The organism is Shewanella decolorationis S12 (assembly GCF_000485795.1).
GTDB classification, from domain to species: Bacteria; Pseudomonadota; Gammaproteobacteria; order Enterobacterales; family Shewanellaceae; genus Shewanella; species Shewanella decolorationis.
The window spans coordinates 86,008-101,410 of the sequence record NZ_AXZL01000070.1 but is presented as its reverse complement, the minus strand read 5'-3'; the positions used below and the strand labels follow the sequence as shown (position 1 = coordinate 101,410).

Below are 15,403 nucleotides of genomic sequence, written 5' to 3'. Positions count from 1 at the left end.
AAAAAAATTTTAACCGCCATTTTTTTAGCTATTACGCTTCGCCAAAAGATAGAGCGTTAAGCTTCCAAACTAATGAGGATTCATAAACCTAATCCACATAAAGCAATCGCTTAGCTGGTTCGATACTGCTTTAAAATGCCTTCAAGCTGAACCGAGGCATGTTGCAAATCATGCGCTAGGGTGACACTGCGCTGCGCCGTTTGTTTAATGGTATCGGATTGATGACGGATCTCATTGAGTTGGCCAGCAATATCACGGGCGGCGACACTTTGTTCTTCCGCCGATGCGGCAATCTGGCTACTCATATCGAATACGGCATTAACCGATTGCGCCATCCCTTCAACATCATCGCCCACGGCAATAATGGCGCTACGGCCTTCATCGGCGCGGTCCACAATCTCGGTGGTGATATTGGAGAGCTGACGAGTACCCGATTGTAAGCCTTCGATCATCGCTTGGATCTCTACTGTTGCCTGCTGGGTGCGTCCCGCTAAGGTACGCACTTCATCGGCAACCACCGCAAAACCTCGACCTTGCTCACCCGCACGGGCCGCTTCAATCGCCGCATTCAGCGCCAGCAAATTGGTCTGCTCGGAAATACTGTTGATGGTAGTCACCACGGCATCGATAGCCGCCGCATCCTTAGATAGTTGTTCTACCGATGAAAAGGCCGCACCAATCTTGGTTGAGAGTTGACCAATACTGTCCACCGTATGGCTAATACGTCCTTGGCTGGCACTCATTTGGCTGGCGTTATCTTTGGTCTGGAGCGAGGTGTTGCTGGCATTGACCGACACTTCTTCAATCGCCGAAGTCATCTGCGCCATGGCAACAGCCACTGAGTCTAAAAATTGATGCTGAGCACCAATTAACTCACCGCTGATTTTAGCCTGCTGATTAAACTCATCGGCGGCAAGGGAGAGCGTCTGGGCATTATTGCGGATAGCGCTCACCATTTCGCTCATATTATCGGCGCAGCGGTCAATTTCGCGGGCGATTAAGCTGAAGTCATCGGTACCGAAAAAGTTTAATCTAAAACTTAAGTCGCCATCGGCTAAGCGTTTGATGGCCATGTACATATCCCACAGACCACCGCCGAGGGAGGTTGAAATCCAATAGCTTAACTGGAATAAGGGCAATAAACCGATTAACGCGAGCCAAAACATTAAGTTGGCATCGCTGCGACCGTCGCTTTCCCATTGGGCAACATTTTGCGACAGCTCAAGTGCGCCGCTTGATCCCACGCTGGCGCTGGCGGTCACATTATCCCTTTGGCGCTGCGCCTCTGCTTGGCGAGTGACAACACTTAAACCATTGTCACGGGCAAACTGTGACAGGGCATCACCCTGCAATTTTTGCGCATTCGCGACTTGTGCAAAGGCATCAACAGTCGCCTGTACCCGAGCCAGAGAGGCGGCTTCGAGGTTGCGGTGAGCATGTTGGTAATTGATAAGTGCAATGGTAGCCGTGATTAACGCCACCATAGAACAGACAATCCAAAATTTTCCGTTGAGACTGAATTTGATCAATATGGCATCAATGGTACGAAACTGGATTTGTTTCATCTTGATATTTCCTAAGATCTAAAGGCTATCGGGTACTAAATCAGCATTATAGCTCATCTATTCCATCACTTTATTACCGCACAGACACATCCGCACATGACAGTGAAAGAAAATTAATCGGCACTGGCGATTTCAGAACCTGTAGATGCTGACCATTTTTGACGAAGGGTGATTAACTGCGCCGTCAATAAGCTCATACAAAAACCTAACAGGGCGCCCAATACTAAAGGCGGCACAATATTGGCGACATCCCCTGCCATGGCAAAGGTAATACAACAGCCAATAAAGGCACCGGGAATAAAACTGAGTTTTTGATAACTGGCTTGTAGGCACATTGCCGAGGTCGCGATACCCGTAAACAGATAACCCGCCACAGGCGATACGAAAAAACTGCTACCGCTGATAATGAGCCAAGCCCAAAACACACCGGAGAGATTGGTGCACCACGCCATCATCACGCCTTGAAAACCCGCCTTAGGCTGAGCAAAAAACGTGCTGCAACCTAAAAAGCCAATCCAAGTAACGAGATGAAAGGCATCTGCGATACCACACCAGACAGAGGCTAATAGCCCCGCCGAAATAGCGACTTGCCAACGATTTTCCATGATGACCCCTTTATTGTTTTCACGGAAGTAAATACTCAAATGCGCTTAAGGTGCGGCTGTATTATGGTGTTATAGCGCCCTTCACTTCCGTGTCGATCAATTTTTAGTAGGGATCTGCAATCGAAAATTGACTCACAGGCCGACTAGGAACCGATTCAAATGAATGTGTACGCGAGTCCGCATACCTTAGGTCACTTGAGTAAACATATTGGTTAAATTACCTCTATTCTGGTAACAAAAACCTGATCTATTGCTAATTTTCGGCATTAATGCCCGTAAATTTACAAACAAGCAATTTATTTGTGGTAAAAAAACGAAAAAAGCGCTTATTAGGCGCTTTTTTGCTCACTCAGGTGTGGTTTACAGCATCACACCTTTAACTGTTTATTAACTGGCAGATCTCGGATCCTAAGGCCTGTTGCGGCAAATATCGCATTGGTCAGGCTAGGTGCCACAGGCGGTACGCCGGGCTCACCCACACCTGCTGGCGGTGCATCCGAGTCGATAATGATGATCTCCATCTCTGGCACTTGGGGTAAACGTAGAAGCGGATAATCATGGAAGTTAGACTGCATCACCTTACCCTGTTGGTAACTGATCTCCCCCATAAGCGCCAAGCTTAAGCCAAAGACTATCGCGCCTTCGGTCTGCGCTTTCACCCTGTCGGGGTTAACCACAGTGCCAGCATCAATCGCAGCAATGGCATTCAGCACTTTAAGCTGTTTGTCCTCGCCGACTTCTACCCGCATTGCCACCGCCACCACACTCACAAAACTGCGGTGCACCGCAAAGCCCCAACCTTGATTCTTACCCGCTTTAGGCGCCTTGGCCTGAGCTTGTTCAACCACCTCAATCACCTTGAGGTAACGGCCGACATCAACGGGGTGACGAGTTAAGTCTTCGCCATAGTTGCCATATTTAAAGCCTTGGTTCTCAAAGGTCTCTCGCCTCGCTTGACCCAGTAAGCTACGCCACATATCGGGACAAGATAACTTAGCTTTATGGGCCATTTCATCGACAAAACTGCCCACGCCAAACCCATGTTGAATGTTACATACCGAGCGCATCCAACCGATACGGCTATGGGCGCTGGCCTTAACGGCCTCGTAGCGTAAATTTGCCAGGGCAAAGGGCACATCGACAAAACCTAAGTCCAACTCACCGCCGGATGGATACTCAACGCCCTCGGCAAAGGTGGAGCTGATCGACGGGAAGCCCGTACGCGCCAGTAGCGCTGTGGGTTTGTTATTGGCATCGAACAAGGCCTGATAACACTGGGCACTGATAGCATGATAATAACCGTTTTGGATCTCATCCTCACGGCTCCAACTCACCTTCACCGGCCGTTTAAATTGCTTGGAGAGTAGCGCCGCCTCCACACTGAAATCCGGTTTGGACTTACGTCCAAAGCCACCGCCCAGTAGCGTCACATTCACTTTCACCGCATCTTCGGCAATACCTAAGGCAGCTGCCACATTTTGCTGGGTACTCTGCGGTGTTTGTGTCGATGCCCAAATTTCACAGCCCTTATCGGTCACATTGGCGGTGGCCACGGGCGGCTCGATGGAGGAATGGATAAGATAAGGCACGGTATAAATCGCCTTGAGGGTATCATCCTTCGGCCATGCTTTGACCTCATCCCCAACTTGACGCACCACCTTGCCTGGGGCTTGTACCTTATCCACCAGCTCTTTCAGGTAAGTTTTAGAATCGTGGCTGCTGTTGGCAGACTCAGTCCAGCTCACTTGCAAGGCTTTACGCCCCTGCAGCGCACTCCAAGTGTTTGTCGCCACCACAGCTACGCCGCCTAAGGCTTGAAAAGCGGGAGCCCCCTTGGACGTTGGTAAACGGTACACATCGACCACCCCCGCTACTTTGCGCGCCGCACTATCGTCAAGACTTGCCACATCGCTCCCCAATACGGGTGGGCGCATAATGCTGGCATAAAGCATGTTATCCACTTGGATATCATAGCCATAGATGGCCTTGCCCGTGAGCATGGCCTGCATATCGACTATCTGACGCGAAGTTCCAATTTGCTTGAAATCCTTAACCGCCTTTAATCGTAGCGAATCGGCCGCAGGCAGTGGTAATCCCGCCGCATCTAGGGCTAATTCGCCAAAGCGCGCAGCACGGCCTGATTTGGCATGTAGCACTTGATGATCTTTGGCCTGCACCTCACTCACGGGGACTTTCCAGCGGGCTGCGGCGGCTTGCTCAAGCATGGTTCGAGCCATCGCGCCCATCTCACGCATGCGGTCATAGTTTTCGCGGATACTGCGGCTGCCATCGGTATTTTGGCTGGCGTAGCGTTTATCGGCGAGTCCTTGAATAGGCACAATTTTATCCCAATCGGCCTCCAGCTCTTCGGCCAAGATTTGTAAAATCCCCGTGCGGATCCCCTGACCCATTTCGGAGCGGTGGCAGGTCAAATAAACCTTGTCATCCTCACCGATGGCGATAAACAGATTGAGCCGCGCCTGCTGATCCTGCGCCAATGCCATGGGACTCCAACTGAGACCACTAGCCCCAAGAGCGAGGCCGCCTCCGACGGCGCCGAAGAGTTTTAACACATCGCGGCGACTGATATTTTCAACTGCGGTGAATGTACTCATCTTAGCCCTCCTGTTTGGCATAGCTTTGCAGCGCCGCTTTTATCCGAGGATAGGTACCGCAGCGACACAAATTACCCGACATGGCAGCATCGATTTGCTCCGCCGACGGTTTGGGATGCTGAGTGACTAAGGCCGCCGCCGACATTAGTTGCCCGGCCTGACAATAACCACACTGAGGCACATTGTGTTCGGCCCAAGCATTTTTAAGCTTTTGATTATCCAGCCCTTCAATCGTGGTCAGTTGTTTGCCTTGCGCCTGGGATACGCTGGTTAAACAGGCGCGCACAGGCTGACCATCTAAATGCACAGTACAGGCGCCGCAAAGCCCTGCACCGCAGCCATATTTAGTGCCCGTTAAGCCTAAAATATCCCGTAATGCCCAGAGGATAGGCATATTCGGATCCGCATTTAAGGTAAAAGATCTGCCGTTAATGGTCAGGTTTTGGGAAGGCATCGCAAGACTCTGGTCCTTTGCCGCCTCCGAGGATGGTATTGCCATAACTCACTCCTTAAGTGCCAACCACGACGCAAGATCGGCTTTAGTATCAATATCAATCGCGGCATGGGGTAAGGGAACAGCCACTAACTCACCCACATTTGCCAGTTGTTTTAATATGGATTTGGCGCCGCGATCGCCGGTCAAATCCGTTAATAAATCGAGTATTGAGGCATTAAAAATAGCAGGGGCGCCTAATTCATCCAACTTGCCTGCTTCGTGTTTATAAAGCGCGGCCACAGATTGCTGACTGGTTTGCCAAGTCTCAATCAACTGCCGATAGTCTTCAAATGTCAGCGCAACCTGATCCGCTAAGGTGAGTAGCATGCCATCATACTGCTGCGCTTTTGCATAGTCCGCCGCAACTCGCAGTGACGATGACAAGCCAGTCTGCCAGTCGGCATTATGCAGTAGCGTGAATTGATTCGCCCCAAGAGCCTCAAGTTGACAAAGCAGCTCGTTAGCATGGGCACCGAGCACCACCAGCAGCGAAGCACTGACTTGATTGGATGCACCCATTACCAATGGCGCCGAGGTAAAACGAACCAGACGGTCAATATGCCGTTGTAAGATGCTTTGCCCTCGCCCTTCATTCGCTGGCGTGGATAATGGCTGCGCCAATTTAACACCCTGAAATCGCCGGCTCTCACCCGCGGCCAGCACGGCAATTAACAAGCGTTGGCGGCTCTGCATTAGGGCATGATCCCATCGAGGGTTGAACATGGCGCGCCGTGTAGCACCCCATGGCATTGGGCTAAAATGCTCAAGGCAATGGCGCTAGGTAACTCACCACCAAGGGCTAGCCCCGCGGGCGCCGAGAAATAACCGCTAAACGAATCCGTACTGAGGTCGGCCATCGCCAGCACTTTGTCCCGCCGATGGGCGGGCCCTAAGAGCGCAACATATTTAAGATCAAAAGCTTGAATGGCCTTGAGCGCTGCGGCATCCAAGTTCAGGTTGTGGTGCATCACAACAGCGCAGTCCAACTGTGCGATAAGCCCTTCGACCTCATCAAGACTTTGCTTAACGATATGGGCGTGGGGAAAATCGGCAGTTCGCGCATACGCGGTGCGAGTATCAAATACGCTTACCTGCCAACCTAAACTGTGGGCAATCGCCGCCACTGGCTGGGCATCAATTCCACCGCCAAAAATCCCTAAATGAAATCGCGGTCTTAAGGGAATGATTAACGTATCCCCTTCGGGGGCGCTGAATATCCCTGATTTTGCAAAATCTGCCGTTGGAAAAGGTGCGTTATCCACCGAATAAAACTGCGCCGAGTAACTGCGAGCATCACTGCCCGCAGGTGCGAGAGGCAATTGATAAAACCCTGATTGCCTCTTACGCAGCGCTTTTGCTACTTCGACAAGCCCTAGATCGTGATTTTCTTTTAGTAGTGGGATCAACATGATATCGACTTTACCGCCACAACCTAAGCGGTAGCTGGCATCGGACTCATCGGTCGCATCGTAGGTAACACAAGTAATCTGTTGTGACTGCATGGCATTTTGGGCATGGCGACGCAGATCCGCCTCTAAGCAGCCACCACTTAATATCCCGGCGCCTTGACCAAATTCATGGAACAGCATCATGGCACCGGGTTTACGGTAGGACGAGCCTTGAATATGAGTGATCACCGCCAGCACCCATGCATCATCGGCTAAGGGCAACCAATGCTCTAATAAGTCTTCAATTTGGTGATCCATCGACCTAAGCTCCGTTTTTTCACTCATCGACGCACACGGGTGGTAAGCGTACTCATCGATTAGCGGCATTATTTATCAGTATTATTTTTACCGAATATAAAACAAGCTAACAAAGGCAATTGAAATTTAAAAGGGAAAATAAGCGGAAGCACGAATGGAAGAAACTGAAAAATTGACATCCCTGTCATCTGACCCAATCCATTTCTGGACGAATATAGCTAAAACTTAAAATTGATATTCCCCCGCTTTAGTACGCAATACTTGGGATTGGTTATCCAGACTTATCGATGTCGATTCGATTTGCTCAATAATTTGCGAAACCTCGCGGGAATTATCGCGGATCACCACAAGACTGGTAGCAATATCCTTAGAAACCAGAGATTGCTCTTCAGTTGATGCGGCCACTTGAGTGTTGATCCCATGGATAGCTGCCGTGCTTTGACGAATATCATCGAAGACAGTGACGATACGCTGCAATTCACCTGAGGCTTTTTGCATCAAACTGGCCGCTTGAGTGACTGAGCTGCCCACCTGATTGGTCCTATTTTGTAAACTGGCAACAATATCATCGATTTCCTTAGTGGAATCCTGTGTCCGTTGGGCAAGTGAACGTACCTCATCGGCCACCACCGCAAAACCACGCCCTTGCTCTCCAGCCCTCGCAGCCTCAATTGCTGCATTGAGTGCCAGTAAGTTGGTTTGCTCGGCAATCGCTTTAATTACGCTAAGCACATTACTTACTTGGGTACTTTCATTCACTAAATGCTGCATCGAATCTTGAGTTGTCGTAAATTCACTTTCGAGTACTGCCATCGCATTGAGCGCTTCCGAAACCGTATCTTGGCCAACGCCGACATGGGTTTCATTTTCTGCCGCACGGATTTCAGCGTTTGAAGTGCTTTCACTGACATGCACTAATGTGGTGGTCATTTCCTCCATCGCGCTCGCACTGGCATCAAGCTCTTTGGCAACTCGATTAGAGCTTTGACGGGAGACTTGAATCGAGGCTTTGGTTTGTTTAGCCAGATCCGCCACTTCCTTCGCGATACTGTCTGTAGTTGCTAATGAACTGGCTAATGAGGAAATAAATAAGTTGATTTGATTGACGATTTCACCAATCTCACCTTGGGTAGAGACTGAAATCCTGCGGGCAAGATTTTTTGACCTTTGAATATCGAGTAACTCACTGCAGGTCTTTATCAGCGGAGTAACTATCCTGCTCTTAACAATAATAAAGCCGCCGACAGCCACTAAAATAACTAAAAACAACACAAACTGCGAACCATTAAGCGCCATATTTAAAGAGTCTAAGCGATTAGTCACTTCCCCTTCTGTACGTTTATCCAGAGCAGTAAAAAACTGATCAATAGGCTCCATAATTTTTGCTTTTTCTCTATGGTATTGATCACTATGTAGTAATTCCCTCGCCATCGCGAGATTAGGTTCCCCCTTAATACTGTAGGTTTGGGTATTGGGATCCATAAAAATCCCTTTCACCGCATTCATCGCTTTAACTTCGAGGGCAACTAAAGCATCAGAGTTTTGCTGTGCTTGCTCGAGATAATGGAATTCCTCATCAGAAAAGCCTAAGTCCTTCATTTGTTTTTTAATCGCAACTCTGGCGCCATCAGGCTTAGGTTTATCACCGTAGCTCAACACCAAATCCCAATAAATCTGGTGATATTTTTCCGGCCTAGGTTTTTCACCATTACGAATAGCCAGAATATCCATATACATTTTTTCGTATTTCTCATCGCCTGTGACCGCGTAGGTACGGGCAAGCCTAGTTAAATCATCGGAACTTTGCCGCAGCTCATCAGCAAGTTGGTAGGACTGATAGCGAATATTAGCCGCGTCATTAAACAGCTCAATCTTAGATTTGACATTAAAACTCAACACCGCCGTAATCACCGCACTGGCGACTATGGTGGAAAAGACAACACTCATCATCGTTTTTGTATTCATAGCTACCCCGATAGACATGTACAACGTTAGCTTTAAGTCTAGTCAGTAAAATGTAACTAAAAAGTAAAAAAGTGGATTTTGATGAAATAATACACTGAGTTACGAACGATTCTCAGTTGCGCAAATCACCTATATTGGGTTTAGGACAAAATATAATGCTTAAAAATAAATAGTTGTGGATAAATCTAGGTAAAAAACCAAGATTCGTATCAAGCAGAGATGAGATTTGCAGATTTAATCAGGCACAGTAAATATGAATTGTACCTGATTAAAAGCTGCTATTGAGTATTGAGCCAATCGATGCGGTGTTATACCACTTACAGCAGTAACTGGTCAGCGACAAAAGGATTATGTTCGCGCTCTTCCCCAAAGGTCGACATTGGTCCGTGGCCGGGAATAAATTCTACGTCCGCCCCTAAAGGCCAGAGTTTAGACGTGATCGACTGAATTAAATCTTGATGATTAGATTGCGGAAAGTCGGTGCGACCAATCGAGCTTCTAAACAGAATATCTCCCACCCAAGCTAGTTTTGAGCTAGCCGAGTAAAACGCCACATGACCCGGTGTATGGCCTGGACAATGCAAGACTTTTAAGCTTTGTTCACCCACAGTGACGACATCGCCATCCTGTAGATATTGATCAGGTTCAAAGGCATCACAGTGTGGAAAACCAAAGTTTTGGCTCTGTTTGGGCAAATTTTCAATCCAAAACTTATCCGCCACATGGGGCCCCACAATAGCTGCATTTGTCTGCTGAGCCAGCAGCTTAGCGCCGCCAACATGGTCGATATGACCATGTGTAAGTAAGATTTTTTCGAGGATGAGCCCTAGTTTGGCAATTTCACCAAGAATACGGTCGACATTCCCTCCCGGATCGACAACCGCTGCACTGTTCGTTTTTTCACACCAGATCAAGCTGCAATTCTGCTGGAAAGGTGTCACAGGAATAATTTGGTACTTCATAGCTTCAATCTCGTGTTATCCATAGCCGATAGATTACGCTAAGAGGCTTATCATGGCTCAATTTTTTACAATAAAAATTGATCTTAACCAAAGGCTTTTAAAATAATCCTAACTTGCGACGACAGGGCTTTTGTATACAATCTGCCATAAACAGGTCTTACCCTTAAGGTTAATTGATGAAACCCGATATGATGCTCGCCGGTATCCTCGCCAAAAAACATACTTTTACTCTGCCACTCAACTACCAACAACCAATTGGTGAGCAGATTACTGTGTTTGCGAGAGAACTTTGCGCCATTGAAAATAAAGATAAAAAACTACCTTATATCGTCTTTTTTCAGGGCGGCCCTGGCTTTGCTGCCATGCGTCCGGCCAGTAATAGCGGTTGGATCCGCCGTGCACTCAAAGAGTTTAGAGTTTTATTGCTCGACCAACGGGGGACAGGGCTTTCTAGCCCCATTAATTACCAAAGCCTCGGTCACTTAACGCCTGAACAACAGGCCGAATATTTAAGCCATTTTAGGGCCGATAATATCGTCCGTGATGCCGAGTCAATTCGTGCCCAGCTCTGCCCCGCCGACAAGTGGGCGATTCTAGGTCAAAGCTTCGGTGGTTTCTGCGTGCTGCATTATCTAAGTGCAGCGCCTCAGGGCGTGAGTGAAGCCTATATCACCGGCGGCATTCCTTCCCTCACGCGCAGCAGTGATGAAGTCTATCAGGCCACCTATCAGCGCGTGCTCGCCAAGAATAAGGACTTCTTCCAGCGCTTCCACGATGCGCAGCATCTCGTGACTCGCCTCGCCAAACATTTACTCGAGCACCCAGTGCAGTTAGCCACGGGCGAGCGCCTCACGGTTGAGATGCTGCAACTGCTCGGCATTAACTTAGGCATGGAGCAAGGCCCAGAGTCGGTTTACTATTTGCTTGAACAGGCGCTGATACATTCCCCCCAAGGTGATTATGTCAACCCGCTGTTTTTAAATCATTTCTGTCAATTACTCGACTACAACACCAACCCAATTTTCGCCCTGTTACATGAAGCGATCTACTGCCAACACAGTGCGTCACAGTGGTCTGCCCATAGGGTGCGTGAGCAGTATCCGGTCTTTAACTATCAAATCGGTAAGCCTTTCCTGTTTACTGGCGAGATGATTTATCCTTGGATGTTTGAACAATTTAGCCATTTAGCCCCACTCCAAGCTGCGGCCAATCTCCTTGCCCATAAGACGGACTGGCCAGCGTTATATAATCTTGAGCAGCTCAGCCAGAACCGCGTCCCAGTTGCGGCCGCGATTTATAGCGAAGATATGTATGTCGAGATGGACTACAGCCTAGAAACAGCCAAACAAATAGCGCATCTAAAGTATTGGTTAACTTCGGAATATGAGCATAATGGCATTCGAATGGATGGCGAGCGGATCTTAGATAAGCTCATCAGTCTCAACCGCGGTGACAGCTTAAGATAAATGTTAATTTTAAGGGTTAATTAAGTAAAAGCTGTCATTGTGTGCAGGCTCCTCATCCAATTGAGTGATTTTGGCTACAACGTTCAACGACCTATTTTCCGTGAGAGTAATCCGTATTGGGTTACTCTTTTTTTTGCCAAAAAAAATGCACTCAACCGGGTTGAGTGCGTGACAAAGATAGTCAAAAAATACAGGGGAGCGAGTGTTTAACGGAGATCAAACTAACGTTTCATCTGAGGGTAAGTAAATTCATGGCATTGATTGCAATAGACTTTACTTTCTTTGTGTTCCTGATGACAGTAAGTACATGGCAGATCAGTACCATAGTGCAGACTGTTATGGGGATTTGGCTCAACCGAATGGCCCGCATCCGCAGGGCGCTCAGTCAGCTTAGCGACCTCCTCGGGCGAACCATGGCAACTACTGCAAGTCGCAGCATCGGGAACAGTTTTACGTTTTGCGTCACCGTGGCATGCCGCGCAATCGACTTTACCATCGGTTTCAGTCATCACCTCTTTATGGTAGTCCTTGATATTCAATGCATTAGCGGCCATTGGCGTTACCAGCATGACACCGAGTAATAGAATAAATACGGGTTTTAACATCAGAGTCTTCCTAGGCGGGGCATCGCGCCCCGCATCGTAGATTAATAGTTTGCAATAAAGTCAGTTGACGCTTGGATATCAGGGGTAAACGGACGGTCCTTGGCGACAAAAGGCACTTTTTCACGGTAGGCCTTGTACATGGCTTGTGTTGCCTTGCCCAGTTGCAGATCAGGGTGAGCTTGCTTACGTAAATCAATCGCTTGAGTTGAGTGCAGCAGTTCTAAACCATAGATGACTCGGGTGTTATCCACGATTTGGATCAGGTTATCCGACGCTAACTTAAGGTTAGTGAAGGTATCTTCAATCCCGCCGGCGATAGAAATCCCATCGAAGGATACAGGCGTGGCTAACTGCTTGTTACGCACTTGCATATCCACAAAGGCTTTTTGAATCGCACCGAAGGCATGGCCTTGATTCTCCGGCGCACTTAGGAAGCGCGTCAGCTTAGTAAAGTGATCATCGGACAGATGAATAGTGCGCATCACACTGTTGTGGGACACATGGGTCAGGGCGACACTCAGGTTTTGCACTGCGAGTGCCACAGGCAGCGGCTCAAAGTTAGTGGTAGGGAACACACCACCCTGCCCTTCAACCATATATTTAGCCACTTGCGGGAACTCGGCATACTGGTTCGACGCGCCCACAATCACGGCTGGGTTATCGTCCGAATGGTTGATTTGGATATTGATCACTTCATCCAATGAAGCTAGGGCCTGCTCGGCGCCAGCAAAGGTGTAAGCCGTGGTTCTAAAACTTAACGGATCCTGTAATGGACGCTCATCGTTAAGCTGCCATAAATAGCTGCCATCGAGCTGCTTGAGAATGTCACTGGTGGCCGATTTAATGTAAGGGAACGGGCGGATATCATTGGTCTGCGGCAAGAATGGCGCCACGTTACCGTTTAAGCCTTCCAAGCTTAAGCCAAAGACGGTGGGCGATACCGACAATAATTGCTTCGCCTCACGGTAACCTTGCATCGCATACGCCACAGCAAAGGCGTTGTTAGATAAAATCGACAATGCATCTTTACCCATTGGGACTAATGGCGTAATGCCCGCATCAGCCATCGCCTCTTTACTGCTCACACGCTGACCTTTGTAGAATACTTCCCATTCGCCAACCATGGCTAAACCAACATGGGATGACAGCAGAATATCCGCTTCACCGACTGTGCCCTTAGCAGGGATCACAGGGGTCAGTCCCTTGTTAAGATAGGCTTCATAAAGCTCGGCCACCACAGGTTGAACACCAGTTTGCCCGGCTAGCATAGTATTTAACCGCACGGCTAATGCTAAGCGTGTTAAGCGGATGGGCGCAGCTTCACCCACACCCGCACTGTGAGCCCGAAAGGTACTAAAGTTAAAACTTCTGGAAGCATCGAGCACCGAATCACTCAGCTTGCCGTTAGCATCGAACAGCTTGTGGTCTTTGTTTAGCCCAACACCTACGGTTAAGCCATACACAGGTTTGCCCAGACGCGCAGCTTCCATCAATAGCGCGTGTGCTTTCACGAGTTGGGTCTTGGACTGCGGAGCAATCTTCACTTTTGCACCATCGGCAATTGCCCAGGCTTGGTCTTGAGTTAAATGTTTACCGTCGAGTACCACTTGCTCCATCGCGAGCGCGCTGCCAGAAAGTAAACTCAAGGTAAGTGAGGCCATCAACAAGGATTTATTCATTATCATTCTCCAACATTTTGTTATTTTTAATAAAATCTAAACTTGCTTTAGCGTCACAGCACTCGCCGCAGCGCAGTTTCGACCAGCATTACGCCCAGTGACAACTCCTTCAGCCACTGCACAGGCACCTAATCGACTCGCTCCGTGGATACCGCCCGTGGCCTCGCCTGCGGCATATAACCCGGGAATGGCTTTATTACTGACCAAATGCAGCACTTCGGATTGAGTATTCACCTTCACGCCACCCATGCAGTAATGCACCTTCGGCCACATGCGCACCGCATACCAAGGGCCTTTGTCGAGCACTATTGCCTCCTGCATAGGACGGTCGAACTCTTTATCGATGCCTGTCTTCACCGCTTCGTTCCAACGCGCAACCTGCGCCTTTAACGCCTTAGCTGGCATGCCGTAAATCGTGGCCAGTTCGTCTAAGGTTTCGGCCTTGCTGATGACCTTGTATTTCAGGCCCCAATCTAAGGTCTGTGCCTTGCTGGCACCGGCAGCATTAGTAAAACCAATAGGATAGACAGGCTGCCCTTTCTCATCCCGTCGGGTCATGATGGCGTCGGCACGGGCTTTACGGTCGGCTAATTCATTGAAGAAACGCTCACCTGTGCGCACATCCACGACAATGCCGTGGGGATAGGTAGCGATAGTGTTGAACTGGGAAGCCGTGCCAAATCCCTTCTCGTCGGGGGATGCCCATGGGCCAAGCTGAATTTGGTCTAAATGAATGGGATTGGCCCCAATAAGCATCATCTGCTTGAGCGCCTCGGAGGTGGCACCTGCATGGTTGGTTGAATCTAAATCACTATTTAACTCGGGTAATTGCATCATGCGGTATTCAATATCGCGACCAAAACCGCCAGTCGCCATAATCACGCCACGGCGCGCGCCGATACGACGTATTTTACCCGTGCGCTCATTGGGAAAATAAAAACCTTCGCGAACTTCGACACCGATCACCCGTCCGGCCTCATCTTGTACAAAGCCTTCGAGCTTGGTCTGATTTTTCATGGTGACGCCCTTGTCCCGGGCGGCTTTAATTAGGGGGCGAATAATGCCAGCGCCTGAACTTTCAACGGTTTGTAGCACTCGTTGTACCGAGTGGCCGCCAAAGTGCTGTACAAACGGTTTCCAGTTCACGCCGTAATCGATCAGCCACTGGCAGGATTCAGCTGTGCCGTTACATACCAGTTTGAGCATTTCCACATCGTTCATGCCGCGACCAGCCCGCAGCATGTCCGCCACCATGGCATCGACCGAATCTTCAATCCCTGCCTGCTTCTGTAGGGCTGACCCCGCGACCGCCATCGCGCCGCCGTTGATGGTCGAGTTGCCACCAAACACGGGCATCTTATCGATAACCATCACGCTCACGCTGGCTTCTCTGGCCTGCAACGCTGCTGACATGCCCGCAAAACCGCTGCCAACCACGAGCACATCTACGATTTCATCGAAATTAACAGGAGCCGAGTCACAGCTGGCAGAGGCAGGCAACGCGATACTCGCCCCGAGCCCTGCGGCCATGACCATACCGCCCTTTAATAATTGTCGACGCCCCGAATTAATACCTTGGGTTTTACTCATGCTGATTTCCTTCAATAATCATTGGAACTTGTCAGCGTGAAAGTGCAGATGCTGTGCCAAGCACCTAAAAAGAGGTATTTAAGCGGGGAACTTTGATTGCAGGCACAAAATCACGAAATATAAAGATCTACAATCACGATACTTAGTGA

At 49.1% G+C, this 15,403-nt stretch carries 12 protein-coding genes; 1 reads left to right on the top strand and 11 read right to left on the bottom strand.

Annotation, left to right across the window (positions count from 1 at the left end; all coding sequences use genetic code 11):
• Window positions 1-110 precede the first annotated feature (110 nt).
• From SHD_RS14040 to SHD_RS14005, 8 genes are all read right to left on the bottom strand, one after another.
• Complete coding sequence (locus SHD_RS14040) at window positions 111-1,565, bottom strand: methyl-accepting chemotaxis protein (protein WP_023267727.1); 1,455 nt, start codon at window positions 1,563-1,565, stop codon at window positions 111-113.
• A gap of 113 nt (window positions 1,566-1,678) precedes the next feature.
• Window positions 1,679-2,170, bottom strand: a complete 492-nt coding sequence (locus tag SHD_RS14035; protein WP_039978432.1) for a DUF1097 domain-containing protein — start codon at window positions 2,168-2,170, stop codon at window positions 1,679-1,681.
• A gap of 368 nt (window positions 2,171-2,538) precedes the next feature.
• The gene (locus SHD_RS14030) at window positions 2,539-4,785 is read right to left on the bottom strand and encodes a xanthine dehydrogenase family protein molybdopterin-binding subunit (protein WP_023267725.1); all 2,247 of its coding nucleotides are present in this window, start codon (window positions 4,783-4,785) and stop codon (window positions 2,539-2,541) included.
• A 1-nt stretch (window position 4,786) separates the two neighbouring features.
• Entirely contained in the window at window positions 4,787-5,284 is a 498-nt protein-coding gene (locus SHD_RS14025; protein WP_011625802.1) for a (2Fe-2S)-binding protein, read from the bottom strand.
• A 3-nt stretch (window positions 5,285-5,287) separates the two neighbouring features.
• The gene (locus tag SHD_RS14020) at window positions 5,288-5,974 is read right to left on the bottom strand and encodes a nucleotidyltransferase family protein (RefSeq protein WP_023267724.1); all 687 of its coding nucleotides are present in this window, start codon (window positions 5,972-5,974) and stop codon (window positions 5,288-5,290) included.
• Window positions 5,974-6,987: an XdhC family protein gene (locus SHD_RS14015; RefSeq protein ID WP_039978431.1), complete on the bottom strand. Its 1,014-nt coding sequence runs from the start codon at window positions 6,985-6,987 to the stop codon at window positions 5,974-5,976. Before SHD_RS14015 ends, SHD_RS14020 begins: the two co-directional genes overlap by 1 nt.
• A 225-nt stretch (window positions 6,988-7,212) precedes the next feature.
• On the bottom strand, window positions 7,213-8,952 hold the full coding sequence (locus SHD_RS14010) for a methyl-accepting chemotaxis protein (protein ID WP_039978430.1): 1,740 nt from the start codon (window positions 8,950-8,952) through the stop codon (window positions 7,213-7,215).
• Window positions 8,953-9,269: 317 nt separating this feature from the next.
• Complete coding sequence (locus SHD_RS14005; RefSeq protein ID WP_023267721.1) at window positions 9,270-9,914, bottom strand: MBL fold metallo-hydrolase; 645 nt, start codon at window positions 9,912-9,914, stop codon at window positions 9,270-9,272.
• Between the two features lie 176 nt (window positions 9,915-10,090).
• Here SHD_RS14005 and SHD_RS14000 point away from each other — a divergent pair, with 176 nt between their 5' ends.
• Entirely contained in the window at window positions 10,091-11,380 is a 1,290-nt protein-coding gene (locus SHD_RS14000; protein ID WP_023267720.1) for an alpha/beta fold hydrolase, read from the top strand.
• Between the two features lie 221 nt (window positions 11,381-11,601).
• Here SHD_RS14000 and SHD_RS13995 read toward each other — a convergent pair whose 3' ends face one another.
• The 3 genes from SHD_RS13995 to SHD_RS13985 are packed head-to-tail and all read right to left on the bottom strand — an operon-like array spanning window position 11,602 to window position 15,254.
• On the bottom strand, window positions 11,602-11,985 hold the full coding sequence (locus SHD_RS13995; RefSeq protein WP_023267719.1) for a cytochrome c3 family protein: 384 nt from the start codon (window positions 11,983-11,985) through the stop codon (window positions 11,602-11,604).
• 41 nt (window positions 11,986-12,026) lie between these two features.
• A complete protein-coding gene (locus tag SHD_RS13990) occupies window positions 12,027-13,664 on the bottom strand; it encodes an HAL/PAL/TAL family ammonia-lyase (protein WP_023267718.1) in 1,638 nt (545 codons plus the stop codon).
• A 36-nt stretch (window positions 13,665-13,700) separates the two neighbouring features.
• Window positions 13,701-15,254 carry a flavocytochrome c gene (locus SHD_RS13985; RefSeq protein ID WP_039978426.1) on the bottom strand — a complete coding sequence of 518 codons (1,554 nt, stop codon included), beginning with the start codon at window positions 15,252-15,254 and terminating at the stop codon, window positions 13,701-13,703.
• Window positions 15,255-15,403: the final 149 nt, after the last annotated feature.